Origin of the sequence: Salmonella sp. NW1250 (assembly GCF_051812965.1) — a bacterium.
GTDB lineage: Bacteria > Pseudomonadota > Gammaproteobacteria > Enterobacterales > Enterobacteriaceae > Salmonella > Salmonella enterica.
This window is the reverse complement of the sequence record NZ_JAMNDD010000005.1, coordinates 284,297-308,220: the sequence shown is the minus strand read 5'-3', so window position 1 is coordinate 308,220 and position 23,924 is coordinate 284,297. Positions and strand designations below refer to the sequence as shown.

The window sequence follows — 23,924 nt, the reverse complement described above, 5'->3', positions numbered from 1 at the left end:
ATGAAAAAAGCGCTTCTGGTAGTCAGTTTTGGCACCAGCTATCACGACACCTGTGAAAAAAACATTGTGGCGTGCGAACGTGATCTGGCGGCGTCCTGTCCCGATCGCGACCTGTTTCGCGCCTTCACTTCCGGAATGATCATTCGCAAGCTTCGCCAGCGTGACGGTATCGACATCGATACGCCATTACAGGCTTTGCAAAAGCTTGCCGCACAGGGATATCAGGACGTGGCGATTCAGTCGTTGCACATTATTAACGGCGACGAATATGAAAAAATTGTCCGTGAGGTACAACTCTTGCGTCCGTTATTCACTCGCCTGACGCTGGGCGTGCCGCTGCTGAGCAGCCATAACGATTATGTGCAGCTAATGCAGGCGTTGCGACAACAGATGCCATCGCTCAGACAAACGGAGAAAGTCGTTTTTATGGGCCACGGCGCCAGCCATCACGCATTCGCAGCTTATGCCTGTCTCGATCATATGATGACCGCGCAGCGCTTTCCGGCGCGCGTCGGCGCCGTAGAAAGCTACCCGGAGGTCGACATCCTGATCGACAGCCTGCGTGACGAAGGCGTCACCGGCGTACATTTGATGCCATTAATGCTGGTGGCGGGCGATCACGCCATTAATGATATGGCTTCAGACGACGGCGACTCATGGAAAATGCGCTTTAACGCGGCGGGCATTCCGGCGACGCCGTGGCTGAGCGGGCTGGGAGAAAACCCGGCTATCCGGGCGATGTTTGTCGCGCATTTGCACCAGGCGCTGAACATGGCGGTAGAGGAGGCGGCATGAACGGTAAATTATACGCATTAAGTACCGGGCCAGGTGCGCCCGACCTGATAACCGTCCGCGCAGCGCGGATTCTTGGCTCGCTGGACATTCTGTATGCGCCCGCCGGTCGTAAGGGGGGCGATAGTCTGGCGCTGTCGATTGTGCGCGACTATCTCGGCGAGCAGACGGAAGTACGTTGTTGCCATTTCCCTATGAGCGCTGACGGCGCCGAGAAAGAAGCAGTCTGGAACGAGGTTGCCGCCGCGCTTACCGCAGAGGTGGAAGCGGGTAAACAGGTCGGTTTTATTACCCTGGGCGATGCGATGCTATTCAGTACCTGGATTTTTTTACTCCAGCGAATCGGCTGCCCGGAGTGGCTGGAGATTGTCCCCGGCGTCACGTCCTTCGCCGCGATAGCCGCCCGCGCGAAAATGCCGCTCGCCATAGAACGGCAATCGCTGGCGGTTATTTCTTGTACCGCGCCGGAAGCGGAAATAGCCCAGGCGCTACAACAGCATGATAGCCTGGTGTTGATGAAAGTGTATGGCCGGTTCGCCCGTATTAAAGCGTTGCTGGCGCAGGCTGGCCTGCTGGAATGCGCCTTAATGATGTCCGAGGCCACACTGCCCGGCGAGCAGTGCTGGCGCCATCTCCACGAGGTCAACGATGATCGACCGTTGCCCTATTTTTCGACCATTCTGGTCAATAAACAGTGGGAGTATGCAGAATGAAACTTGAACAGCAGCTTCGACAGTTGTCTTTCAGTGGACTGGCTGCAGCGCTATTGCTGATGGTTGTCCCGCAACAGGCGTTTGCGATGCATATCATGGAGGGCTTTTTACCGCCAGTGTGGGCGCTGGCCTGGTGGTTACTGTTTTTACCCTGCTTGTGGTATGGACTGGTGCGCTTACGGCGTATTGTGCGGGAGGATAATCATCAGAAGGTACTGCTGGCGCTGTGCGGCGCGTTTATTTTTGTCCTGTCCGCGCTCAAAATTCCGTCGGTAACGGGGAGTTGTTCACATCCGACCGGCGTTGGTCTGGCGGTTATCTTGTTCGGGCCCGGGGTGGTGGCGATTCTCGGTGCGGTTGTGCTGTTGTTTCAGGCGCTGTTGCTGGCGCACGGCGGCCTGACGACGCTTGGCGCAAACGGAATGTCGATGGCGGTGATTGGCCCGGTTGTCGGTTATCTGGTGTGGAAAATGGCCTGCCGTGCCGGACTGCGCCGCGATGTCGCCGTTTTTCTGTGCGCGATGCTGGCGGATTTGGCGACCTATTTTGTGACTTCAGTCCAGCTTGGCGTTGCGTTTCCCGATCCCCATGCCGGAGCGACAGGGTCTGTTGTGAAATTTATGGGAATTTTCTGCCTCACACAGATTCCTGTCGCCATTGCTGAAGGTTTATTAACCGTCATGATTTATGACCAGTTAACCAAACGGCAAGTGATTACCGTACAAGGACATTAAAATGAAAAAAACGTTGATGTTGTTAGCGATGGTGGTGGCGCTGGTGATTCTGCCGTTTTTTATTAACCATGGCGGTGAATATGGCGGTTCAGACGGCGAAGCGGAAAGCCAGATTCAGGCTATTGCGCCGCAGTATAAACCCTGGTTTCAGCCGTTATATGAACCTGCCAGCGGTGAAATTGAAAGCCTGCTGTTTACCCTTCAGGGCTCTCTTGGCGCGGCGGTGATTTTTTATATCCTGGGGTATTGCAAAGGTAAACAACGCCGTGATGACCGGGCTTGATCGACTCAGCTATCAAAGCCGCTGGGCACACGTTGCGCCGCAGCGCAAGTTTTTGCTGTGGCTGGCGATGATGATACTGGCGTTTGTTCTGCCGCCTGTAGGGCAGGGCATTGAGCTGCTGATCATTGCCGGATTGAGCTGTTGGCTATTGCGCATATCCCTCTGGCGCTGGTGTCGATGGATGGCGATACCTTTTGGATTTTTGTTGGTCGGCGTGATAACGATTATCTTCAGCATCAGCCGCGAGCCGCAAATGCTGCTGGCTGGCATCTCTGTCGGGCCGTACTGGATCGGGATTACCCGTGCGGGCGTGGTTACGGCGAATGAAACGTTCTGGCGTAGCCTGACGGCGCTGTCCGCGACGTTGTGGCTGGTGATGAACCTACCGTTTCCGCAGTTAATTAGCTTGCTTAAGCGCGCGCATATTCCACGCCTGCTTACCGAGCAAATCCTGTTAACGTGGCGCTTTCTCTTTATTCTTCTGGATGAGGCGGTGGCAATCCGTCGCGCGCAAACGCTGCGTTTTGGTTATTGCAGCCTGCCGAACGGCTATCGATCTCTGGCGATGCTGGCTGGACTCCTGTTTACGCGAGTGTTAATGCGTTATCAGCAAATGACCACCACGCTGGATATCAAACTGTATCAGGGTGATTTTCACCTGTAAGGACTATTATGCTTGCCACTTCAGACCTGTGGTTTCGTTATCAGGATGAGCCGGTACTTAAAGGGTTAAATCTGGATTTTTCGCTTTCGCCTGTTACCGGTTTGGTGGGCGCGAACGGCTGTGGGAAGTCTACGCTTTTTATGAACCTGAGCGGCCTGTTGCGTCCGCAAAAAGGGGCCGTGTTGTGGCAGGGAAAACCGCTGGATTACAGCAAGCGCGGACTACTGGCGCTGCGCCAGCAAGTTGCGACGGTTTTTCAGGACCCTGAACAGCAGATTTTTTATACTGATATCGATAGCGATATTGCGTTTAGTTTACGTAATTTGGGGGTGCCGGAGGCGGAAATCACGCGCCGCGTCGACGAGGCGCTAACGCTGGTTGACGCCCAACATTTTCGCCATCAGCCCATTCAGTGTTTGAGTCATGGGCAAAAAAAACGTGTGGCTATCGCCGGAGCGCTGGTGCTACAGGCGCGCTATCTATTGCTGGATGAACCCACTGCTGGTCTCGATCCCGCAGGGCGCACTCAGATGCTTGCTATCATCAGGCGGATTGTGGCGCAGGGAAATCATGTCATTATCTCCAGCCATGATATCGATCTTATTTATGAAATTAGCGATGCCGTATACGTGTTACGCCATGGCCAGATCCTGACGCATGGCGCGCCTGGCGAGGTTTTCGCGTGTACGGAAGCGATGGAACAAGCGGGGCTAACCCAGCCCTGGCTGGTCAAACTTCATACTCAACTGGGACTGCCGCTGTGTAAAACAGAAACGGAGTTTTTTCATCGAATGCAAAAGCGCGTATTCAGGGAGGCGTCATGACGCAGGTAGTTATGTTGCAGGGGACGGCATCCGACGTCGGCAAAAGTGTGCTGGCGGCGGGTTTATGCCGCATTTTTTATCAGGATGGTCTGCGTACCGCGCCGTTTAAATCGCAAAATATGGCGCTTAATTCTGGTATTACGCCGGATGGTAAAGAGATGGGGCGGGCGCAGATTTTTCAGGCGGAAGCCGCGGGGATCACGCCAGATGTGCGTATGAACCCGGTGCTGCTCAAACCGACCAGCGATCGCCAGGCGCAGGTCGTGCTGATGGGGAAAGTGGCGACCAATATGGATGCGGTGAGTTACCATGACTATAAACCGCGTTTGCGTGAGCAAATCCTTGCGGTCTATAACAGCCTGGCGCAGGAATATGACGTTATTGTGCTGGAAGGCGCCGGAAGCCCGGCGGAAATCAATCTGCGCGATCGCGATATCGTCAATATGGGAATGGCGGAAATGGCCCAGTGTCCGGTTATTCTGGTGGCGGATATCGACCGGGGCGGCGTATTCGCCGCTATTTATGGCACGCTGGCGCTGCTGCATAAACAGGAGCGTGACAGAGTAAAGGGCGTCATTATCAACAAATTCCGCGGCGACGTGGCGCTACTCTATTCCGGTATCGAACAAATCGAATCGCTTACTGGCGTCCCGGTCCTGGGAGTGATGCCATGGCTGGATGTGGATCTGGAAGATGAAGATGGCGTCGCGCTGCAAAACGATAAATATCGCGGTAACGCCCCCCGTGATATCACTATTGCCATTGTGCAACTGCCACATATTTCTAACTTTACGGATTTTAACGCTCTGGCGGCGCAGCCGGATGTGCGCATACGCTATATTCGCCGCCCGGAAGCGTTGACTGACGCTGATCTGGTGATCCTGCCGGGCAGTAAGAATACGCTGAGCGACCTCGCCTGGCTGCGTGAAAGCGGGATGGCGGATGCGGTATTGCAGACACATCGGCAGGGCGTGCCGGTGATGGGGATTTGCGGCGGCTACCAGATGCTGGGCGACACCATTGTGGATGAGGTGGAGTCGGGGCTGGGTACGCAGCCGGGCCTGGGGCTGCTTAATACGATCACTCGCTTTGCACAGGATAAAACCACGACGCAGGTTAACGCGACAATGTCAGGCGAGCTGCCCGGCTGGCTGGCTGCCGCGGCGGGGCTACCGGTACGCGGTTATGAAATTCACATGGGGGAAACGGTGCTGCAGGAAGGATGCTGTACGGCCATGACGTTACAGAAAAATGGATGCTCTGTGGCGGATGGCGCGGTCACCGCCGACGGACTGGCGTTTGGCACTTACCTTCACGGCCTGTTTGACAGCGATGCGTTTACCCGTGCGGTGGTCAATGGGTTACGGGCGCGAAAAGGGCTTGCGCCGTGGGAAACGACTTTTTGTTATGCGGAGCATAAAGCGCGGCAATTTGATCTGCTGGCGGAAGCGATGCGGCAACATATTGATATTGATGAAATTTATAACATCATGCAACAACATCAGGAGCCGGTATGATGATTCTGGTGACGGGCGGGGCGCGTAGTGGTAAAAGCCGTCATGCTGAAACCTTAATTGGCGATGCGCCGCAGGTACTGTATATCGCCACCTCGCACATTCTTGATGACGAGATGGCGGCGAGAATTCAGCATCATAAAGATGGCAGGCCGGCACACTGGCGGACCGCAGAATGCTGGCGGCATCTTGATACGTTGATTACCGCGGATCTTGCCCCTGACGACGCGATTTTGCTGGAATGTATTACCACCATGGTGACGAATCTGCTGTTTGCGCTGGGAGGCGAAAACGATCCCGAACAATGGGATTATGCAGCGATGGAGCGCGCCATTGACGATGAAATTCAGATTTTAATTGCAGCCTGCCAGCGCTGCCCGGCGAAAGTGGTACTGGTGACAAATGAGGTGGGAATGGGGATCGTCCCGGAAAACCGTCTGGCGCGCCATTTTCGTGATATTGCCGGTCGGGTCAACCAACGACTGGCGGCAGCGGCGGATGAGGTCTGGCTGGTAGTCTCAGGTATTGGAGTCAAAATTAAATGAGTAAGCTGTTTTGGGCCATGCTCGCTTTTATTAGCCGCTTGCCCGTGCCGTCACGCTGGTCGCAGGGACTGGATTTCGAGCAGTATTCGCGTGGGATCGTGATGTTTCCCTTTATCGGGTTGATTCTGGGAGGGGTAAGCGGCCTGATTTTCATCCTCCTGCAACCCTGGTGTGGTATTCCGCTAGCGGCGTTGCTCTGTATTCTGGCGCTGGCGCTGCTGACAGGTGGTTTTCACCTGGATGGGCTGGCCGATACCTGCGATGGTATTTTTTCCGCGCGCCGCCGTGAGCGAATGCTGGAGATTATGCGTGATAGTCGTCTGGGAACCCATGGCGGGCTGGCGCTTATTTTTGTGCTACTGGCAAAAATTCTGGTGGTCAGCGAACTGGCGTTACGTGGAACGCCAATGTTGGCGGCGTTGGCGGCGGCCTGTGCGGCTGGGCGCGGCAGCGCCGTTTTATTGATGTACCGTCATCGCTACGCCCGTGAAGAGGGGCTTGGCAATGTATTTATCGGTAAAGTCAGCGGACGGCAAACCTGCATTACTCTGGGATTGGCGGTAATCGTCGCCACGGTATTACTGCCTGGTATGCAAGGGTTGGCCGCAATGGTGGTCACATGCGCGGCGATTTTCATCCTTGGCCAGTTGCTTAAACGTACGCTTGGCGGTCAAACCGGCGATACGCTGGGCGCGGCGATCGAACTTGGCGAACTGATCTTTCTGCTGGCTCTGTTATGAGCCGATTATTACGGACGAGACATCTTATGCAGACACTACACGCTTTACTCCGTGACATTCCTGCGCCGGACGCCGAGGCGATGGCGCGTGCGCAGCAACATATTGACGGCCTGCTCAAACCGCCGGGCAGCCTGGGCAGACTGGAAACCTTAGCCGTTCAGCTCGCAGGAATGCCGGGTCTTAACGGTACGCCGCAGGTAGGTGAAAAGGCGGTGCTGGTGATGTGCGCCGACCATGGCGTCTGGGATGAAGGCGTAGCGGTTTCGCCCAAAATCGTGACGGCGATTCAGGCGGCGAATATGACGCAGGGAACAACCGGCGTATGCGTGCTTGCCGCTCAGGCCGGTGCGAAGGTGCATGTCATTGATGTTGGTATTGATGCTGAACCTATTCCTGGCGTAGTTAATATGCGCGTCGCGCGCGGCTGCGGAAATATTGCCGTTGGCCCGGCGATGAGTCGCTCGCAGGCTGAGGCGCTTTTGCTGGAGGTTTCCCGCTACACCTGCGACCTGGCGCAACGCGGCGTGACCTTATTTGGCGTAGGGGAGCTGGGAATGGCGAACACTACGCCAGCCGCCGCGATGGTCAGCGTTTTTACAGGAAGTGATGCAAAAGAGGTGGTGGGGATTGGCGCGAATCTTCCGCCTTCTCGCATCGATAATAAAGTGGACGTCGTGCGGCGGGCGATTGCGATTAATCAGCCCAATCCGCGCGATGGCATTGATGTGTTGTCGAAGGTGGGTGGTTTCGATCTGGTCGGGATGACCGGCGTGATGCTTGGTGCGGCAAGGTGTGGCTTACCCGTATTGCTGGATGGCTTTCTTTCCTACTCGGCAGCGCTGGCGGCCTGTCAGATTGCGCCTGCGGTGAGACCTTATCTGATCCCGTCGCACTTTTCGGCGGAAAAGGGTGCCCGCATCGCGCTCGCGCATTTGTCTATGGAACCCTATTTGCATATGGCGATGCGGTTAGGTGAAGGAAGCGGCGCGGCGCTGGCGATGCCGATCGTGGAAGCCGCGTGCGCCATGTTCCACAATATGGGGGAGTTAGCGGCCAGTAATATTGTCCTGCCGGAGAGGAACGCAAGCGCAACATAACCCGGGCGCACAACACCAGCCATGTGAGAAAAAAGCTATACTTAACGCACACCTGCCGCGACAAAGGAAGGGATATAATGCGTCGTATCACACCTTTTTTTCCGTTTTTCGTCTTGTTGGTAAGCCATTTCTCGCTGGCTATAAGCTATCCGTTGCCGCCCGAAGGCAGTCGTCTGGTAGGACAGCCTGTCACAATCGCCGTACCGCAGAACAATACTCAGCCCTTAGAGTCATTTGCCGCCCGCTACGGTCAGGGGCTGAGTAATATGCTTGAAGCGAATCCCGGCGTGGATGTGTTTTTACCTCAGTCTGGTTCCACACTGGTGGTGCCGCAGCAGTTGATTCTGCCTGACACCGTTCGTGAAGGTATTGTGGTAAACGTCGCCGAGATGCGCCTTTATTATTATCCCGCAGGCACGAATACGGTTGAGGTGCTACCCATTGGTATTGGTCAGGCTGGCCGTGAAACGCCGCGCAACTGGGTAACTGCGGTTGAACGCAAACAAGATGGCCCGGTTTGGGTGCCAACGGCTAATACGCGTCGGGAATATGCTAAAGAGGGAAAAACGCTGCCCGCGATGGTGCCTGCGGGGCCGGATAACCCTATGGGGCTATACGCAATATATATCGGCAGGTTATATGCCATCCATGGCACTAACGCTAACTTTGGCATTGGCCTTCGCGTCAGTCAGGGCTGTATCCGTTTACGCAATGACGATATTAAATATTTATTCGACCATATTCCTGTAGGAACCCGCGTTCAGATTATCGACAGGCCCGTTAAATTTTCGGTAGAGCCGGATGGCAGTCGTTGGCTGGAGGTACACGAACCGCTTTCTCGCAACCGTGCTGAATTTGAGTCAGACAAAAAAGTTCCATTGCCCGTTACGCCAGTGCTGCGCACGTTTATCAAAGGGGATGACGTTGATACTTCGCGGGTTAATGAGGTGCTGGAGCGCCGTTCCGGAATGCCGGTCAACATTAGCGCGGGCAGGTCTGGCCTTTAAATATCCCGCCACATTGCTGGTTTTCATGGGCTGGAGTATCTGTATTAGTAGTGAGTGTCATGGCAGGGGCTCCATTTCTCAGCGAACCGTGAGCCCTCCGATTAAGCTCAAAGTCATAAATCTTTTCTCCGGTATCGCCGGAGGTTTTTCATATGCGTCTGCAAGGCTCTCTTATCCACCGCGCCGAGTATTCTTTTCGGTCGAAATGATATTTGAGATACCAGAGGCGGGAACCGCCCGGATTGATAAGCAGAAACAGACCGTGAGAAGCGATCAGTTTAAAGGGAGTTGGTGAAGGTTTAGTAGCGCGGATTTTACTGTCAGTAAGGGGCATGTGGTGGTCACTCCTTTATCGAACTGAAGTGACCCCAAATCAGACCACCAATTTGTCCCGATGCGGAGAGATAAATCAATATGCACTGAGACAGTTTTCTACGCTAACTCTCTGAATCAAAATACTATTGAGACATGCTGAGATGCCTGAAAACAGGAATTTGGCTCCTCTGACTGGGTGCGTTTTTTATCTCATTGAATAATAAAATATTTATTTTCTAAATTCAAAATAAGGCCCTTATAAAAGCCCCGATCGTAATGATGCACTAAGAATGTGATTTTTATCACATTTTAAAAGTGGGATTATTTCCCCCCATCTTGCCATTTCCACTAGATATTATTAACGGATACTTGAATTAATTCGATTATTCAATAATGATTGAAGTATTGAATCATAGAGGGCCGCCCCACATTATGAACAAACAAACTGCCACAACCATCTTTGAATCCCTCTCCTCCGGCGTGCGTCTGGATGTATATCGCCTACTGATCAAAATGGGTACCGAGGGCATGGTTGCCGGGGAGATCGCTTCAACGCTGGATATCCCGCCGACTAACTTATCGTTTCATTTAAAGGCGTTGACGCAGGCCGGGATGCTGACGGTAGAACAGGAAGGTCGTTACCAGCGTTATCGTGCCAACATCCCACTGATGCTGGATTTAATCGGCTGGCTGACCGAGGAGTGCTGCTCAGGCCACCCGGAACAATGCGCAGGTTTTCGTTCGGCTTCTTCCTGCTCAGAAGCCGTTTTACCACCACTCAACACCACGAAAAAGAGTAAATCATGAACGTACTTTTTCTCTGTACCGGCAACTCCTGCCGTTCCGTGCTGGCCGAAGCCACGTTTAACCATCTGGCTCCTGCCGGATGGCGCGCCATGAGCGCAGGCAGTCACCCGGCGGGTTACGTACATCCCCGAGCATTGGCGTTGTTGGCGCGGGAAGGCATTTCAACAGAAGGCTATTTCAGCAAATCGTGGAACGATCTGCCGCAGACGCCGGATACTGTCGTGACAGTCTGTTCAAACGCTGCCGGAGAAACCTGTCCGGCCTGGCTCGGTAACGTGATGCGTACCCATTGGGGCGTTGACGATCCGGCTCATGCTACCGGTAGCGATGCCGAAATCGATGCGGCTTTTGTCACTGCTTACCAGACATTACGTGCGCGTATTGAAGCTTTTCTGGCGCTGCCGCTGAATGAATTGCTGCACGATCGCGCTCGTCTGAAAGTCGAACTGGATCGTATTGGCGAAATTTTTTAACGACCTGTATTTCAATAATTGATGGAGAGTCAAATGAAGACGATTCAGATTTTCGATCCCGCTTTATGCTGTTCTTCCGGCGTCTGTGGCCCGGAAACCGATCCGGCGCTGGTCGCGTTTGCCGCTGATTTTGAGTGGGCCAGAACGCAGGGCGTCAATATTGAGCGTTTCAATCTGGCACAGCAACCATTGCTCTTCGCACAGAACGAAATCGTTAAAGGCTTTCTGGCCCGTTCCGGCAAAGAGGCGCTACCGCTGATTCTGGTGGATGGTGAAGTCGCACTGGCTGGTCGTTACCCTCGCAGAGAGGAACTGGCGCGCTGGATGGGGCTTACCGTCTATTCGAGTTTTACGCCAGCGACTTCCTCCTGTTGCGGTGGCGATAAGTGCTGCTGATGGACTGATTTCCCGCTTTATTTAATTTAAAGGAGTCTTTTTTATGCTGATGCTTCGGCAGGTGCCCCCCTTTTTGTTTTTTACCGGTAAAGGCGGTGTGGGTAAAACATCGCTGGCCTGCGCTACCGCGATTCATCTGACCGCCTCTGGCAAACGTGTACTGTTGGTCAGCACCGATCCGGCTTCCAATGTGGCGCAGGTATTTGAACAGACTATCGGTCATCAGATAACCCCGATTGCAGCGGTCAACGGACTGGCTGCGCTGGAAGTCGATCCGTCCGCTGCCGCAGCGGCATACCGTGAGCATATTGTTGGACCGGTGCGTGGAATTCTGCCGGACGATATCGTGGCGGGTATTGAGGAACAGCTCTCCGGTGCCTGTACCACCGAGATTGCCGCCTTTGACGAATTCACCGCGCTGCTGACTAATCAGCAACTGCGCGATGAGTACGATCATATTGTGTTCGACACCGCGCCAACCGGGCATACGCTACGAATGCTGCAACTGCCCGGCGCGTGGAGCGGTTATCTCGACAACAGCCAGCACGGTGCGTCCTGTCTCGGCCCGCTGGCCGGGCTGGAAAAACAGCGCAGCCAGTATCGCGCCGCCGTAGACGCACTGGCGAATGCGGAACTGACGCGGATGGTGCTGGTCGCCAGAGCGCAAACCGCAACACTGAAAGAAGTATCGCGTACCTATGACGAACTGGCCGCCATTGGTCTGACGCAGCAGTATCTGGTCATTAACGGCCTGTTGCCTGAGCAGGAAACCGCTCGCGATAAGCTGGCGCAGGCACTGTATCAGCGTGAACAACAGGCGCTGCAACATTTACCTGATAACCTGCGCGCATTGCCCTGCGATCGCCTGCCGTTAAAACCGTTCAATATGGTGGGGCTGGCGGCATTACGGAGTCTGCTGGACGACAGTTCAACTGGCACCCCGGCGGAAGTCGGAGATATCTCCCCCGTAGATCTTCCTTCGTTGTCATCACTGATCGACGGATTCGCGTCGCAGGGACATGGCCTGATCATGCTGATGGGCAAAGGCGGCGTGGGGAAAACTACGCTGGCAGCGGCGATTGCTGTTGAACTGGCTCGTCGCGGCTATCCTGTTCACCTGTCCACATCCGATCCGGCGGCGCACCTGACTGACACGCTGGACGGCTCATTCGACGGTCTGAGCGTCAGCCGTATCGACCCGCAGGCTGAAACCGAGCGTTACCGGCAGCAGGTGATGGCTGAGCAGGGTAAAAACCTCGACGAACAGGGGCGTGCCGTTCTTGAAGAAGATCTGCGTTCTCCCTGTACGGAAGAAATTGCCGTGTTTCAGGCTTTTTCACGCATCATTCAGGAAGCGGGTAAGCAGTTTGTCGTTATGGATACAGCGCCAACCGGCCATACATTGCTACTGCTTGACGCCACCGGCGCTTACCACCGTGAGATTGCCCGACTGGCCGGGGAACACGGTCAGCCCGTACTGACGCCCATGATGCGCCTGCAGGACAGCGATCAGACGAAAGTTCTCATCGCCACGCTGGCGGAAACCACGCCGGTGCTGGAAGCCGCTCATTTGCAGGACGACCTGCGTCGCGCGGGGATTGAACCGTGGGGCTGGGTCATTAATAACAGCCTGATCAATACGCCGACTACATCGCCGCTGCTGCGCCAGCGTGCCGAACGCGAACGGTCGCAGATTGATGCCGTCTGTACCCACCATACCCGACGCTGTGCGCTGGTGCCGCTACAGGCGGAAGAGCCTGTCGGCGTTGAGCGTTTACTACAACTGAGCACTACCGGAAAATAAACCCAAAGGAGCCTGACATGTCCGCACAAACCCAGGCCGCTCCGGCCATGAACCTGTTTGAACGTTACCTGAGCGTCTGGGTTGCGCTCTGCATCGCCATCGGTATTCTGCTCGGACAGGTGGTGCCGAGCGTCTTTCGCGTTATCGGCGGTCTGGAGATCGCTCGCGTCAATTTGCCGGTCGGTCTGCTTATCTGGATAATGATTATTCCGATGCTGCTGCGCATTGATTTCGGTGCTTTGGGGCAGGTCAAAGCGCACTGGCGCGGGATCGGCGTAACGTTGTTTATCAACTGGCTGGTTAAACCATTCTCAATGGCGCTGCTCGGCTGGCTGTTTATCCGTTATTTATTTGCGCCGTGGTTGCCAGCCGATCAGCTTGACAGCTACATTGCCGGGCTTATTCTGCTGGCCGCCGCGCCCTGTACGGCAATGGTGTTTGTCTGGAGCCGACTCACCAACGGCGACCCTTATTTCACGCTGTCGCAGGTGGCGCTGAACGATGCCATCATGATTTTCGCCTTTGCGCCGATTGTTGGGCTGCTGCTCGGCTTGTCCTCAATCATCGTGCCGTGGGCCACCCTGTTAACCTCCGTGGTACTGTACATCGTTGTGCCGGTTATTCTGGCCCAGCTCTGGCGTAAGGCCCTGCTACGCAAGGGACAAGTGGCATTCGATAATGCGCTGACGAAAATCGGCCCGTGGTCAATGGCGGCATTACTGGCAACGCTGGTGTTACTGTTTGCGTTTCAGGGCGAAGCCATTCTGCAACAGCCGCTGGTCATTGCCCTGCTGGCGGTGCCAATTCTGATTCAGGTGCTGTTTAACTCGGCACTGGCCTATGGGTTGAATCGACTGGTGGGCGAAAAGCACAATATTGCCTGTCCATCCAGCCTGATCGGCGCATCGAACTTCTTTGAACTGGCTGTCGCAGCGGCAATCAGCCTGTTTGGTTTTCATTCCGGTGCGGCGCTGGCGACCGTGGTTGGGGTGCTCATTGAGGTGCCGGTGATGCTGCTGGTTGTGCGGGTGGTGAATCGTTCGAAAGGGTGGTATGAGAGAGCTTAGTGGAGATATTATCCCTCTCTAATTATCCGTTCGCGACAAACATTCAGGCAGTTTCTCAAGGGGCAGGGCCGGGTAATGCTGTGTTTCAGGCGGCGTGAACTCACCATCCAGATTTTGCGCAGGGTTCGACCTGATTAACTGTTTTTTCACCGCATAGGGGCCAAAAGCCAGCTTTTTCTCTTTGCCATCGATGCGGTACTTCATATACCAGAGCTTTGAGCCGTTGGGTTTGATCAGCAGGTAGAGTCCTGAACTGTCGGTAATCTTGAAGATTTCTCGGTGGGTTTGATCTTGCGGATAGCGGTATCGGTTAATGCCATAGGTGGGGGCTCCATTTTCTCAACGAACCGTGAGGCCCCCGATTAAGCCCCCAAAAACTATGGATGTCAAGAAACCCGGCAATCCTTCACAGGACAACCGGGTAAAGATAAGTTCTTGTTTTTTAAACGTCTCTGGACTCGCTGGGATGTCCCGAAACTAAAATTTGGCTCCTCTGACTGGACTCGAACCAGTGACATACGGATTAACAGTCCGCCGTTCTACCGACTGAACTACAGAGGAATCGTGTGGGGTCGTATATTAGCGGCGGAAAAATTTTTGTCAAACCCCATTTAACCTCTTACAGATTCGATTGCGGGTTATCTCATCACTTTGTTGCATTTGCAGACATTTTTTCTGCAAAAAGCTTTGCAGCCTTACGATTTCTCGCTCATTATTGAAATGTGGTTTCAACTCTCTTCTTTAAGGTCCATTTTGAACGTCTCCACTGCCTTACGCCAGGCTGTCGTCCGTACGCCCTGGTATGCCAAACGCAAGAGCTACAAAGTGTTGTTCTGGCGTGAAATCACCCCACTTGCTGTCCCCATTTTTCTGGAAAATACCTGTGTTTTGCTAATGGGCGTGCTCAGTACTTTTCTCGTCAGTTGGCTGGGCAAGGAAGCAATGGCGGGCGTGGGGCTTGCCGACAGTTTTAATATGGTAATTATGGCTTTTTTTGCGGCTATCGATCTTGGTACTACGGTGGTGGTTGCCTTTAGCCTGGGCAAGCGCGACAGGCGACGGGCAAGGGCGGCGGCGCGCCAGTCGCTGGTGATTATGACGCTATTTGCCGTTGTGCTGGCAGTGGTCATTCATTATTTCGGCAGTGAAATTATTAATATTGTCGCAGGCGAGGCGACGCCAGAAGTAAAGGGGCTGGCGTTAACGTACCTTGAACTGACGGTGCTGAGTTATCCGGCTGCGGCAATTGCGCTAATCGGTAGCGGCGCGCTGCGTGGGGCAGGGAATACGAAAATCCCGTTGATGATTAACGGCGGGATGAACATTCTCAATATTATCATCAGCAGCATCCTGATTTACGGGGCTTTCTCCTGGCAAGGGCTGGGTTTTGCCGGCGCGGGGCTGGGATTAACCATTTCGCGCTACATCGGCGCGGTAGCGATTATTTGGGTGCTGATGATTGGTTTTAATCCGGCGCTGCGTATTCCGCTGAAAAGCTATCTGAAGCCGCTGAATTTCGGCATTATCTGGGAAGTGATGGGTATCGGTATTCCGGCGAGCATTGAATCAGTGCTGTTCAACGGTGGCAAGCTACTGACGCAAATGTTTGTCGCAGGAATGGGCACTAACGTTATTGCGGGTAACTTTATTGCCTTTTCCGTGGCGGCGCTTATCAACCTGCCGGGTAACGCCCTTGGTTCGGCGTCGACTATTATCACCGGTAAGCGTCTTGGTACCGGGCAAATTGGTCAGGCAGAGCGTCAACTGCGCCATGTATTCTGGATGTCGACTATCGTACTTACGGCAATTGCCTGGGGGACGGCGCCGTTCGCGGGTCTGTTTGCCTCATTTTATACCCAGGAGCAGGACGTAAAAGAGGTAGTGAAAGTTCTGCTCTGGCTTAATGCTGCCTTTATGCCAATTTGGGCGGCCGCGTGGGTGTTGCCGTCGGGTTTTAAAGGCGCGCGCGATGTGCGATTTGCGATGTGGGTATCGATGCTGGGGATGTGGGGCTGTCGCGTTGTGGCAGGGTATACGCTTGGTATTGTGCTGGGTATGGGGGTTGTAGGGGTTTGGCTGGGGATGTTTCTTGACTGGGCCGTGCGCGGCGCACTGTTTTACTGGCGTCTGGTAAGCGGGCGCTGGCTGTGGAGGTACCCGCGCGTAAAGAGGGAGTAAGCGCTTTTTGCTGTGAAAATCATCAGGAAACGGTGAATTTTAACCGAAGTGTGGAATAAAGCAGCAAACGAACTTTTTTTGTGAAAACAGGCTTTGACAAGCCAGGGGCACCTCGTTAATATTCGCCCCGTTCACACGATTCCTCTGTAGTTCAGTCGGTAGAACGGCGGACTGTTAATCCGTATGTCACTGGTTCGAGTCCAGTCAGAGGAGCCAAATTTTAGTTTCGGGATATCCCAGCGAGTCCGGAGACGTTTAAAAAAACAATAACTTATCTTTACCCGGTTGACCTGAGAAGGTTTACCGGGTTTTTTGACATCCATGGTTTTTGGGGGCTTAATCGGGGCCTCACGGTTCGTTGAGTAAATGGAGCCCCCTCCTATGGCATTAACCGATACCGCTATCCGCAAGATCAAATCCGTATCAGTATGCTGACATATAGATGCGTTCGGTTCAAACGGAGCGATCACACAAGCTTGCGAGGTGATGCCCCTGGTGGGAATCGCGACCGTCTCTTTCATCTGATTTCAGATATTTCCCGTGATCTTGATCCGTTCTTTCCCAAAAGATTGATTTCTTTCATTCGAAACAAGGCTGTACAATAAGTAAACCAAAATAGCAACTATAGAGTTTCTAATGGATACAGTAGAAGAACTAAATGGAACATACTTCTATGCAGGAAAATCCAATCTGACTGCTGCCGAACTTCTGTTTATGATTTTTTGTGAGAATACCGCAAGCCAGTTTGGGATTGGTGTTGCAGATTTCGGGGCCGTTGTTGCTCTGCTATCAGGTCGTAATAATCTCTGGACAAGGGCGAAACCCGCTGGAGCGACTAAAGGCACATCATACGCGTCCAGGACTGCACGTGCAGTGTTTAAAAAGTCAAAATTTCCCTTTGGAATATCCCTTCCGACATGGTTAGGCGGTTACACCCCATGGACAGCCAGACGTGTTATGGTTCGTAACATTGCGCCGTTTGTTGGACGTTCCATTCCTTTGATCGGGGAAATTATCCTTGCCGCAGATGTGTCACAAATAACATATCGCACTATACGCGACTACAATACCATTGCTCGGGGCAATGATAAGTTATGGTAGACAATATTGAACAGCAAGTTTACGAGCTTGTACGGCCTTATGCTGGCACATATCTTTTCAACATTAAGCAAGTGGAATTAACACCAGAGATTGACCTTGATACTGATCTGAGCATTGATGAACTTGAAGCCGAAGATCTCATGAATAAATTCTTCGAGAAACTCAATGTCGAGCGAGGTAACTTCAGAATAGAAACCTATTTTCCTAATCACCCTTTTTCATGGCATCCGTTCAAGAAAACGGAGCCTGTACCCGTCCCAGATTTCACTATCAGCATGCTGATCGAGTCAGCAAAAGCCGGGAAATGGTTATATGACTAATTGTAATGAACTTAACAAATGGCTGTACCAGTACCCTTCTTTTGAGCGATGATGGTGGCGCTAAGATAGTTCTCTTTTCTTTTTAAAGGGTTCATGTTTACTGCCGCCACCCTTACGCTAACCCCTTTAGTTTCCTCCTTTGCTGTCATACTATCGAATGACGTGCCTCACCTGTGAACGCTAAGGAGAATAATATGGAAAATAAAGGCACAAACCTGACGCCCGAGCAGGCGCTGGAGCGCCTGGAGGAGCTGTACGAGCAGTCGGTTAACGCGCTCCGTGAAGCCATCGCTGACTATGTTGATAACGGTACGCTGCCCGATCCCCACGCCAGGCTTAACGGACTGTTTGTTTATCCTTCGCTGTCTGTAAGCTGGGATGGCGCGACACCGAACCCGCCTAAAACACGCGCTTTTGGACGCTTTACTCATCCTGGCTGTTATACCACTACCGTTACGCGGCCTGCGCTATTTCGCGCTTATCTTCTGGAACAGCTTAACCTCGTTTACCATGATTATGGCGCGCATATTGCGGTGGAGGCCTCGCACCATGAGATCCCGTATCCTTACGTGATCGATGGCTCGGCTCTGACGCTGGATCGTTCTATGAGCGCTGGGCTAACGCGCCATTTTCCTACCACAGAACTGGCGCAGATTGGCGATGAGACAGCAGACGGTCTGTTCCACCCCGGCGAATTCTATCCGTTATCGCACTTCGACGCGCGTCGTGTTGACTTCTCGTTGGCCCGGTTACGGCACTATACCGGTACGCCGGTTGAACATTTTCAGCCCTTCGTTTTGTTTACCAACTACACCCGCTATGTCGATGAGTTTGTGCGCTGGGGATGCAGCCAAATTCTTGATCCTGACAGTCCCTATGTCGCGCTTTCCTGTGCTGGCGGAATTTGGATCACGGCAGAAACGGAAGCGCCGGAAGAGGCTATTTCCGATCTGGCCTGGAAGAAGCATCAGATGCCCGCCTGGCACCTGGTAACGGCAGATGGGCAGGGGATTACGCTGGTAAATATCGGTGTCGGCCCTTCAAATGCTAAAACGATTTGCGACCATTTGGCCGTGTTGCGGCCTGACGTCTGGCTTATGATTGGGCACTGTGGAGGGTTACGAGAAAGTCAGGCGATTGGCGATTATGTGCTGGCCCATGCCTACTTACGCGATGATCATGTGCTGGATGCCGTTCTGCCGCCTGATATTCCTATTCCAAGCATTGCGGAAGTACAGCGTGCGCTGTACGACGCTACCAAAGCGGTTAGCGGAATGCCCGGCGAAGAGGTGAAACAGCGACTGCGCACGGGAACGGTCGTCACCACGGATGATCGTAACTGGGAGCTTCGTTATTCCGCATCGGCGCTGCGATTCAACCTTAGCCGCGCGGTCGCGATTGATATGGAGAGCGCGACGATTGCAGCCCAGGGCTATCGCTTCCGCGTGCCTTACGGCACGCTGCTTTGTGTTTCTGACAAACCTTTACACGGTGAAATTAAACTGCCCGGGCAGGCAAACCGGTTTTATGAGGGGGCTATTTCAGAACATTTGCAAATTGGTATTCGTGCTATTGATTTACTACGCGCAGAAGGTGATCGTTTGCACTCACGTAAATTACGCACGTTTAATGAGCCACCGTTTCGCTAACGAAATGAGCTGTCGCCTGCTGTTGGACAGGAGTGGAAGAGGCGTATTTATGTGATATGAAAAGCGGCTGAATGAAGCCTTAGCGGGAGGCGATTTTGCATCCCGCCAAGGCCTTATTGTGCCGCGAGCTTCATCACCATCGCCGGATACCTGCCGCCGATAATCGCGTCTACGCCAGGAAACGCGCCGGAAGGCGAAAACATTGCGTCGCACTTCACGCTCCTTGAGCGCCTGACCCACAAGCCCGGATTAACAAGCAGATACCGACCGTGAGAAGCGGTCAGCTTAAAGGGGTGTCAGAAGGCTTGATACTGAGGATTTTCGCGTTGGGCAGGGATATAGGGTGGTCACGTTATTATCGAACTCATAGCGCCACGAGTGGCGCGCAAAGCTGGCGCACGTCGGTAAAGCGCACCAGCCGGTGCTCGCCGTTCCATTCAAATCGGTGCTCCCGGCACTGCGCCTTGCCCCAGCGGTCAGCGATGGGATTGCCGGACTCGCCGTACTCATAGTGGTGGTCTGCCCTGTAGCAGCAGGCGGTCGCCTTTGACTTTCGCCTGATGCTCGCCACCTTCGGGCGGCATGTTCATGCCCAGCAGGTTGTCGTCGTCGTCAAAGCTGAACTCCTCGTGCAGGGCGTTCCAGCGCGGGTCTTCCGGCAGGCGGTGTTGGGTCAACATTAATATCTTGCGGTAATCTCTGTGGGTTTGGATTCGAATTTACGTTAGTGCGTGTGACCGGTAAATCCCGCGACGATCTGCAGGCAGCGATGGCGCTGGTGCGCGGCGGCAATCTGGGCCAGCCGTTCCAGTTCAAAAACTTCCGCGATTGATTTTTCCCGCCCGCCGCCTTCCCGCATGTGAGAAAGGTGGCAGGGCGGGTAAATCGATTAAGGCGTGGCTTTTTTAGGCTCTGCGGCCTTGTTATACAACGCCTGAATCAACGCCTGCTGTTCCGCTCCCGGTATGATACCCAATCTGTGAAAAATATTCCCAATCTGATAAAGCTGCTGATTACCGGTGTCGTCCTGGCGGGTAATCGACGCCTGCGTGGTTAATTTTTTCAGCGTAAAGGTAATATGTTCCTGACACTCGGGCGTGTTTTCAGAACAAATCTGGCGTAACAGCATCAGGTTTTTATTATCGACCCTGTCTGCGTTAATCATCAATTCCCTTGCCTGACTCCACTGTTTTGCATTCATGTAGTGGTCGATCATCGCCTCCTCTTCGAGAGAGGGAACGTGCTGGTGTAACACCCGTTTGGCATTCACCGTGTCGTTGCCATAGCCGTAAAGCTCCGCAAGCCTTTGAAAGGAACGCGACATATCTTCATCAGGCCAGGCTTTTGCCTGGCTGAGGTAAATCGCCTCGGCGCTGACGGCTAATTTTTGCGCTGCCTCAGGATGACCAATTTCTTTGAGTACTTCACCTATTTCATTTGTTGCATCTTCCCATTCGGCGAACGTCAGGGTTTGCGCCTCGGCGGAGAGGGTTGCGATATGCTTTTCCGCCACAGCATTCTGCTTATGCTGAAAGAGATTCTTCAGCGCTTTGATTTTGTACTCGTAGCAATACCTGTCGTCGTAGCAGGTATATTCCGGCGCGCTCATCAGCAAATCGATACGCTTATTCATCAGCGCAACATCATCAAGCTTGCTTAATAAATTAATCAGCTCCATTTCAATGCGCGGCGAAGGGGCAAAATTGAATATTTTATCGACCTGCGTCACATAGGTTGAAAGCGTCTCTTGATAATTCTGTGTCAGCTCGTTTTTCTTATAAAAAGAGAGCAATCCCGATAATGAATACTGGAAATAGCTTCCTTTATTGCCGGTTGCTTTGCGCAATCTCGCAGACAACGCCATCGCCTTCTCTTTATTACCCGTGGCGTAATAGATCTCCATCAGGTCGAGATACTCTTGATAACGGTAGGCTTCAGCACTCGGTTGTTGAGCAATAGCCGTATCAAACATTTTCAGCGCGCTATCTGCGTAAACCAACGCCTTTGCGGTGTCGCCCTTGGCATGGTACTGCTTCGCAATAATAAGCAGCATTTTTAGCTGAGTATAAGGAACAACAATTTTATCAGCGTAATTTTCATTATAAATAGCGGCGGTTTTATCAGGCTCTGAGTGCCAGGATTCTAAAACCGTGGCTAAATAAAAATTCCTCGCGTCGGCATTTTTGCTAAGAAGGGCTAAGGCTTTTTCAGGCTGTTTGCGATTAACCCAGCCATCAACGTAGCTCTCGTAGGCGGTAATGCTCGACGGTTTATCGAGACCAATTTTGGACAGGAAAACCATCGCGGCATCCGGGCTATTATTTTCAGCGATCCACGAGGCCTCATGGTTTAGCGAAAACTTCGCATCATTCGATTGTGTGTCCAGCTTTTTCAGTAATGCATCCGCACGGCTCATCGGGCCGTACATAAACAGTTCCCTGTGTAATTCAAACCAGGCTGCCTGCGATTTAAAAGTGGTGTTTTCATTTAAAGGGACGGCATTTTGCAGTTTCTGTTCGACAACTGACCAGACATCAGGCGATTGCTGACTTTGTGCAACGCTCTGATAAGAGTAAAAAACCGTGGCGGCTGTGAGTAATGTGGCGAATTTAAATTTCATAGCAACGTGTATCCTTTCAGTTCCGTTTGAATAGCCTCTTTACAGCAAAGTCATATTTACTTAGTTTGAGGCGTTAATTCCTTTAAGGCTGCCAGTGCAGGTTTGACGCCGCCTTTTACCGCCGCTGTAAGATGAAGTTTGGCTTTGTTGAGGTCTTTCTCAACGCCATCACCATTCCTGTACATGAGTCCAAGGTTATAGTGCGCCTGAGCATTTCCCTGGTCAGCGGATTTTTTAATCCACTTATAGGCTTCCGGCAGGTTTTTCGGCATTCCTTCGCCGATAAGATTTAAATATCCCACTTCTAACTGCGCATAACTTTCGCCAAGCTCTGCCGCTTTGAATAAATAGGAGAGATATTTTTTGCTGTCTTGCGCTACGCCATCACCGTCGTTGTACGCATAGGCCAAAAAGAGAAGCGCGCCGGGATGATTTTGCTCTGCGGACTGAGTTAACCATTTCATCGCCGCATCGTAGTTTGTGCATTCAAACTCATACTTACCTAAATGATATTGCGCAGTGCTGTCACCCTGCTTTGCCTTATTGGTGACGTCAGTCGGTGCATATAGCTCTGAAAGCTCTTCATCGTTGTGGTAACAACGGATGTATTTTATGCCGTCTTCATCATAGGCTTCTTCTGTACCTTCCTTGTCGCCATCGACATAGGGCAGCGCACTTAAGACCTTACCCGTACGATCGTTAAACTCTCTTTTCAGGCCGTTTCTTTCATCATTAGCAAACATAACCTCTTCAACAAGTTTGCCGGTACGTTCGCTCCAGCGGCGATCGGCTCCCTGCTTTTTATCGTCTTTATATTCGGTGGTATAGGTGAGTTTGCCCTGTTCATTCCAGTGCTTAACGTCCCCATTTAGCATACCGTTTTTATAGGGATAGACTGATTCGCGGTGACCATTTTCGTACCACTTTTCGGAATCCCCGTCTAACACATCATGTTTATACATTTTGGATGAGGCAGGCTTTCCGTTGCTGAACCATTCTTTGACCGCACCATGTTTACGGCCTTCACTATCAAAAGAGGATTCTTCTTTGGGATGCCCATTTCCATACCAGCTCTGAGCAGAAAGCTGTTTGCCATTTTTATAGGTCGCTTTAGAAAGGAGTTTGCCCTCTTCACTGTATTGTTCGAACGTTCCGTCGTTTTCACCTTGGTTATTTCTGTGGTAAACACCACGAATTTTACCGGTAGAATAATATTCCGTACTGGTGCCGACAATGGTGCCTTTACTGTATGAATATTTCTCCTTTATTTTCCCATCAGGGAAATATTCAAATGCCGGGCCTTCCAGTTTCTGATTTAAATAGCTGTGTTTTTGTTTTAAAACGCCGTTATCATAAAAATGTGGGCATTCGCCATCTTTAATTTTACCTTGGGCAAAGTAACGTTTACTTTCAACGGCTCCGTTTTCATGGTATACGATGTATTCCCCTTCGGGTTGACCATCTTTAAACGTCAGCGTTTCCGCTATTTTGTCTTTTTCATCAAAGTAAGTTTCAGCTTTTCCGTCACGCTTATTTTGCGCATTATAATGATAAATACTTTTGAGATTGCCGCTTTCATAGAAAGATTTAAATACAGAAACTCGTTGTCGGTTAGCGAAGTTTTCTTCGTTGGTATAGCCTTCAAAGGCTATCTGTTTACTCTGCATCACTTCCCCTGTTTCTTCTGAGGATTCCAGATACCAGCCGGTGACTTTCCATAATTTTTTCTCTTTGTCATAGGGGAGAGGCATATGGACTACTGTTGTTGCCTGACGTTTAACCGTCGGTTGCAGTTCATCATCCAGCCACAAGTCAGACGATCTTTTCATGTATTCGGCACCGCACAGCGCTTCGGTACATAGCTCGATTCCAGTCAGCATGGGCGTGCCGCCAGCATCGCACTGATCGACCGTCAGGTAAAAATAACGGTCATCGAGAATAGCCGGTCTTAAACTGCGTATTTTATTAATATATTCCTCTGTCGTCAGTCCCATTGATTCTGCGCGCGCAGAAAGGGTATTAGTATTACAGGGTGTTTTATCTTTAAAATAATAACGGTCGGCGAGTAAAAGTTTCAGGTCACTGCTAATGGCAGTTTTATTAAAATCGATATTTCCAATTTGGGCGATGAAATTAACGGGTTTGGATTCTGTACTGGGGGATTGTTTTGCACATATATTCGCGCAATATAATGAAACTATAATTGTTATGAATATTTTCTTCAAGATGTTCTCCTTGTATGAATAATAACTCCCTGAAACTTATTTCATGCTATAGAAAC

24 protein-coding genes, 2 tRNA genes and 3 pseudogenes are annotated in these 23,924 nt (G+C 52.2%); 22 read left to right on the top strand and 7 right to left on the bottom strand.

The window, feature by feature from the left end:
- The 11 genes from cbiK (at position 1) to ldtA (ending at position 8,913) form a co-directional block, all read left to right on the top strand.
- Positions 1-795 carry a sirohydrochlorin cobaltochelatase gene (gene cbiK, locus NBA72_RS11565; RefSeq protein ID WP_000709784.1) on the top strand — a complete coding sequence of 265 codons (795 nt, stop codon included), beginning with the start codon at positions 1-3 and terminating at the stop codon, positions 793-795.
- Complete coding sequence (locus tag NBA72_RS11560; RefSeq protein WP_001013552.1) at positions 792-1,505, top strand: cobalt-factor II C(20)-methyltransferase; 714 nt, start codon at positions 792-794, stop codon at positions 1,503-1,505. Before cbiK ends, NBA72_RS11560 begins: the two co-directional genes overlap by 4 nt.
- Complete coding sequence (cbiM, locus tag NBA72_RS11555; RefSeq protein WP_042949053.1) at positions 1,502-2,239, top strand: cobalt ECF transporter S component CbiM; 738 nt, start codon at positions 1,502-1,504, stop codon at positions 2,237-2,239. Before NBA72_RS11560 ends, cbiM begins: the two co-directional genes overlap by 4 nt.
- 1 nt (position 2,240) lies before the next feature.
- Entirely contained in the window at positions 2,241-2,522 is a 282-nt protein-coding gene (locus tag NBA72_RS11550) for an energy-coupling factor ABC transporter substrate-binding protein (RefSeq protein WP_000753212.1), read from the top strand.
- A complete protein-coding gene (locus NBA72_RS11545) occupies positions 2,509-3,186 on the top strand; it encodes an energy-coupling factor ABC transporter transmembrane protein (protein ID WP_000147137.1) in 678 nt (225 codons plus the stop codon). Before NBA72_RS11550 ends, NBA72_RS11545 begins: the two co-directional genes overlap by 14 nt.
- Before the next feature lie 8 nt (positions 3,187-3,194).
- Positions 3,195-4,010, top strand: coding sequence for an energy-coupling factor ABC transporter ATP-binding protein (locus NBA72_RS11540; RefSeq protein ID WP_042949054.1), 816 nt, complete (start codon positions 3,195-3,197; stop codon positions 4,008-4,010).
- Positions 4,007-5,527 carry a cobyric acid synthase gene (locus tag NBA72_RS11535; RefSeq protein WP_042949055.1) on the top strand — a complete coding sequence of 507 codons (1,521 nt, stop codon included), beginning with the start codon at positions 4,007-4,009 and terminating at the stop codon, positions 5,525-5,527. Before NBA72_RS11540 ends, NBA72_RS11535 begins: the two co-directional genes overlap by 4 nt.
- Positions 5,524-6,069 carry a bifunctional adenosylcobinamide kinase/adenosylcobinamide-phosphate guanylyltransferase gene (gene cobU, locus NBA72_RS11530; protein WP_000973189.1) on the top strand — a complete coding sequence of 182 codons (546 nt, stop codon included), beginning with the start codon at positions 5,524-5,526 and terminating at the stop codon, positions 6,067-6,069. The genes NBA72_RS11535 and cobU overlap by 4 nt, the downstream gene beginning before the upstream one ends.
- Positions 6,066-6,809, top strand: a complete 744-nt coding sequence (gene cobS, locus NBA72_RS11525; RefSeq protein ID WP_023181993.1) for an adenosylcobinamide-GDP ribazoletransferase — start codon at positions 6,066-6,068, stop codon at positions 6,807-6,809. The genes cobU and cobS overlap by 4 nt, the downstream gene beginning before the upstream one ends.
- A gap of 26 nt (positions 6,810-6,835) precedes the next feature.
- Complete coding sequence (gene cobT, locus NBA72_RS11520; RefSeq protein WP_042949056.1) at positions 6,836-7,906, top strand: nicotinate-nucleotide--dimethylbenzimidazole phosphoribosyltransferase; 1,071 nt, start codon at positions 6,836-6,838, stop codon at positions 7,904-7,906.
- Positions 7,907-7,983: 77 nt separating this feature from the next.
- Positions 7,984-8,913 carry a L,D-transpeptidase gene (ldtA, locus tag NBA72_RS11515; RefSeq protein WP_042949057.1) on the top strand — a complete coding sequence of 310 codons (930 nt, stop codon included), beginning with the start codon at positions 7,984-7,986 and terminating at the stop codon, positions 8,911-8,913.
- A 148-nt stretch (positions 8,914-9,061) separates the two neighbouring features.
- Here ldtA and NBA72_RS11510 read toward each other — a convergent pair whose 3' ends face one another.
- The gene (locus tag NBA72_RS11510) at positions 9,062-9,247 is read right to left on the bottom strand and encodes an Arm DNA-binding domain-containing protein (protein ID WP_023242481.1); all 186 of its coding nucleotides are present in this window, start codon (positions 9,245-9,247) and stop codon (positions 9,062-9,064) included.
- A gap of 413 nt (positions 9,248-9,660) precedes the next feature.
- Between NBA72_RS11510 and NBA72_RS11505 the strand changes: the two genes are divergently transcribed.
- The 5 genes from NBA72_RS11505 to arsB are packed head-to-tail and all read left to right on the top strand — an operon-like array spanning position 9,661 to position 13,775.
- Positions 9,661-10,035, top strand: coding sequence for an ArsR/SmtB family transcription factor (locus NBA72_RS11505; protein WP_001041817.1), 375 nt, complete (start codon positions 9,661-9,663; stop codon positions 10,033-10,035).
- Complete coding sequence (locus tag NBA72_RS11500; protein WP_001101541.1) at positions 10,032-10,508, top strand: arsenate reductase ArsC; 477 nt, start codon at positions 10,032-10,034, stop codon at positions 10,506-10,508. The genes NBA72_RS11505 and NBA72_RS11500 overlap by 4 nt, the downstream gene beginning before the upstream one ends.
- Before the next feature lie 33 nt (positions 10,509-10,541).
- Positions 10,542-10,904 (top strand): arsenite efflux transporter metallochaperone ArsD, encoded by a 363-nt coding sequence (arsD, locus tag NBA72_RS11495; RefSeq protein WP_000849418.1) that lies wholly within the window; start codon positions 10,542-10,544, stop codon positions 10,902-10,904.
- A 43-nt stretch (positions 10,905-10,947) separates the two neighbouring features.
- Positions 10,948-12,708 (top strand): arsenical pump-driving ATPase, encoded by a 1,761-nt coding sequence (gene arsA / locus NBA72_RS11490; protein WP_042949058.1) that lies wholly within the window; start codon positions 10,948-10,950, stop codon positions 12,706-12,708.
- A 17-nt stretch (positions 12,709-12,725) separates the two neighbouring features.
- Positions 12,726-13,775 carry an ACR3 family arsenite efflux transporter gene (gene arsB, locus NBA72_RS11485; RefSeq protein WP_042949059.1) on the top strand — a complete coding sequence of 350 codons (1,050 nt, stop codon included), beginning with the start codon at positions 12,726-12,728 and terminating at the stop codon, positions 13,773-13,775.
- A gap of 21 nt (positions 13,776-13,796) precedes the next feature.
- Here the strand turns inward: arsB and NBA72_RS11480 are convergent.
- A pseudogene (locus tag NBA72_RS11480) lies at positions 13,797-14,095 on the bottom strand (integrase arm-type DNA-binding domain-containing protein); the annotation flags it as partial.
- Between the two features lie 165 nt (positions 14,096-14,260).
- Positions 14,261-14,336: transfer RNA gene (locus NBA72_RS11475), tRNA-Asn, on the bottom strand.
- A gap of 159 nt (positions 14,337-14,495) precedes the next feature.
- On the opposite strand from NBA72_RS11475, the gene NBA72_RS11470 reads away from it, so the two are divergent.
- The 4 genes from NBA72_RS11470 to NBA72_RS11455 all read left to right on the top strand — a co-directional run bounded on the left by NBA72_RS11470 (position 14,496) and on the right by NBA72_RS11455 (position 17,374).
- A complete protein-coding gene (locus tag NBA72_RS11470; RefSeq protein WP_042949194.1) occupies positions 14,496-15,953 on the top strand; it encodes an EmmdR/YeeO family multidrug/toxin efflux MATE transporter in 1,458 nt (485 codons plus the stop codon).
- Positions 15,954-16,093: 140 nt separating this feature from the next.
- A tRNA-Asn gene (locus NBA72_RS11465) sits at positions 16,094-16,169 on the top strand.
- 420 nt (positions 16,170-16,589) lie between these two features.
- On the top strand, positions 16,590-17,054 hold the full coding sequence (locus NBA72_RS11460) for an STM2901 family protein (protein ID WP_000381834.1): 465 nt from the start codon (positions 16,590-16,592) through the stop codon (positions 17,052-17,054).
- Positions 17,048-17,374, top strand: a complete 327-nt coding sequence (locus NBA72_RS11455) for a DUF1493 family protein (protein ID WP_000228159.1) — start codon at positions 17,048-17,050, stop codon at positions 17,372-17,374. Before NBA72_RS11460 ends, NBA72_RS11455 begins: the two co-directional genes overlap by 7 nt.
- Here NBA72_RS11455 and NBA72_RS11450 read toward each other — a convergent pair.
- A pseudogene (locus tag NBA72_RS11450) lies at positions 17,363-17,523 on the bottom strand (cytoplasmic protein). The gene NBA72_RS11455 and the pseudogene NBA72_RS11450 sit on opposite strands and share 12 nt — an antisense overlap.
- Before the next feature lie 45 nt (positions 17,524-17,568).
- Here NBA72_RS11450 and NBA72_RS11445 point away from each other — a divergent pair.
- A complete protein-coding gene (locus NBA72_RS11445) occupies positions 17,569-19,023 on the top strand; it encodes an AMP nucleosidase (protein WP_000428200.1) in 1,455 nt (484 codons plus the stop codon).
- 506 nt (positions 19,024-19,529) lie between these two features.
- On the opposite strand, the gene NBA72_RS11440 is transcribed toward NBA72_RS11445, so the two are convergent.
- Entirely contained in the window at positions 19,530-19,703 is a 174-nt protein-coding gene (locus tag NBA72_RS11440) for a hypothetical protein (protein WP_000957535.1), read from the bottom strand.
- Between the two features lie 47 nt (positions 19,704-19,750).
- Between NBA72_RS11440 and NBA72_RS11435 the strand changes: the two are divergent.
- Positions 19,751-19,855 (top strand): annotated as a pseudogene (locus NBA72_RS11435) (DUF520 family protein); the annotation flags it as partial.
- Between the two features lie 57 nt (positions 19,856-19,912).
- Here NBA72_RS11435 and NBA72_RS11430 read toward each other — a convergent pair.
- Both NBA72_RS11430 and NBA72_RS11425 read right to left on the bottom strand, forming a co-directional pair.
- Complete coding sequence (locus NBA72_RS11430; protein WP_023242484.1) at positions 19,913-21,643, bottom strand: hypothetical protein; 1,731 nt, start codon at positions 21,641-21,643, stop codon at positions 19,913-19,915.
- Positions 21,644-21,699: 56 nt separating this feature from the next.
- Positions 21,700-23,394, bottom strand: coding sequence for an SEL1-like repeat protein (locus tag NBA72_RS11425; RefSeq protein WP_077917568.1), 1,695 nt, complete (start codon positions 23,392-23,394; stop codon positions 21,700-21,702).
- Between the last annotated feature and the right edge of the window lie 530 nt (positions 23,395-23,924).

Excerpts from the sequence above, each read along its gene's own strand:
- cbiK (WP_000709784.1), top strand. The coding sequence starts at position 1 with ATGAAAAAAGCGCTTCTGGTAGTCAGTTTTGGCACCAGCTATCACGAC.
- NBA72_RS11560 (WP_001013552.1), top strand. The coding sequence starts at position 792 with ATGAACGGTAAATTATACGCATTAAGTACCGGGCCAGGTGCGCCCGAC.
- cbiM (WP_042949053.1), top strand. The coding sequence starts at position 1,502 with ATGAAACTTGAACAGCAGCTTCGACAGTTGTCTTTCAGTGGACTGGCT.
- NBA72_RS11550 (WP_000753212.1), top strand. The coding sequence starts at position 2,241 with ATGAAAAAAACGTTGATGTTGTTAGCGATGGTGGTGGCGCTGGTGATT.
- NBA72_RS11545 (WP_000147137.1), top strand. The coding sequence starts at position 2,509 with ATGACCGGGCTTGATCGACTCAGCTATCAAAGCCGCTGGGCACACGTT.
- NBA72_RS11540 (WP_042949054.1), top strand. The coding sequence starts at position 3,195 with ATGCTTGCCACTTCAGACCTGTGGTTTCGTTATCAGGATGAGCCGGTA.
- NBA72_RS11535 (WP_042949055.1), top strand. The coding sequence starts at position 4,007 with ATGACGCAGGTAGTTATGTTGCAGGGGACGGCATCCGACGTCGGCAAA.
- cobU (WP_000973189.1), top strand. The coding sequence starts at position 5,524 with ATGATGATTCTGGTGACGGGCGGGGCGCGTAGTGGTAAAAGCCGTCAT.
- cobS (WP_023181993.1), top strand. The coding sequence starts at position 6,066 with ATGAGTAAGCTGTTTTGGGCCATGCTCGCTTTTATTAGCCGCTTGCCC.
- cobT (WP_042949056.1), top strand. The coding sequence starts at position 6,836 with ATGCAGACACTACACGCTTTACTCCGTGACATTCCTGCGCCGGACGCC.
- ldtA (WP_042949057.1), top strand. The coding sequence starts at position 7,984 with ATGCGTCGTATCACACCTTTTTTTCCGTTTTTCGTCTTGTTGGTAAGC.
- NBA72_RS11510 (WP_023242481.1), bottom strand. The coding sequence starts at position 9,247 with ATGCCCCTTACTGACAGTAAAATCCGCGCTACTAAACCTTCACCAACT.
- NBA72_RS11505 (WP_001041817.1), top strand. The coding sequence starts at position 9,661 with ATGAACAAACAAACTGCCACAACCATCTTTGAATCCCTCTCCTCCGGC.
- NBA72_RS11500 (WP_001101541.1), top strand. The coding sequence starts at position 10,032 with ATGAACGTACTTTTTCTCTGTACCGGCAACTCCTGCCGTTCCGTGCTG.
- arsD (WP_000849418.1), top strand. The coding sequence starts at position 10,542 with ATGAAGACGATTCAGATTTTCGATCCCGCTTTATGCTGTTCTTCCGGC.
- arsA (WP_042949058.1), top strand. The coding sequence starts at position 10,948 with ATGCTGATGCTTCGGCAGGTGCCCCCCTTTTTGTTTTTTACCGGTAAA.
- arsB (WP_042949059.1), top strand. The coding sequence starts at position 12,726 with ATGTCCGCACAAACCCAGGCCGCTCCGGCCATGAACCTGTTTGAACGT.
- NBA72_RS11470 (WP_042949194.1), top strand. The coding sequence starts at position 14,496 with ATGTGGTTTCAACTCTCTTCTTTAAGGTCCATTTTGAACGTCTCCACT.
- NBA72_RS11460 (WP_000381834.1), top strand. The coding sequence starts at position 16,590 with ATGGATACAGTAGAAGAACTAAATGGAACATACTTCTATGCAGGAAAA.
- NBA72_RS11455 (WP_000228159.1), top strand. The coding sequence starts at position 17,048 with ATGGTAGACAATATTGAACAGCAAGTTTACGAGCTTGTACGGCCTTAT.
- NBA72_RS11445 (WP_000428200.1), top strand. The coding sequence starts at position 17,569 with ATGGAAAATAAAGGCACAAACCTGACGCCCGAGCAGGCGCTGGAGCGC.
- NBA72_RS11440 (WP_000957535.1), bottom strand. The coding sequence starts at position 19,703 with ATGTTGACCCAACACCGCCTGCCGGAAGACCCGCGCTGGAACGCCCTG.
- NBA72_RS11430 (WP_023242484.1), bottom strand. The coding sequence starts at position 21,643 with ATGAAATTTAAATTCGCCACATTACTCACAGCCGCCACGGTTTTTTAC.
- NBA72_RS11425 (WP_077917568.1), bottom strand. The coding sequence starts at position 23,394 with ATGCCTCTCCCCTATGACAAAGAGAAAAAATTATGGAAAGTCACCGGC.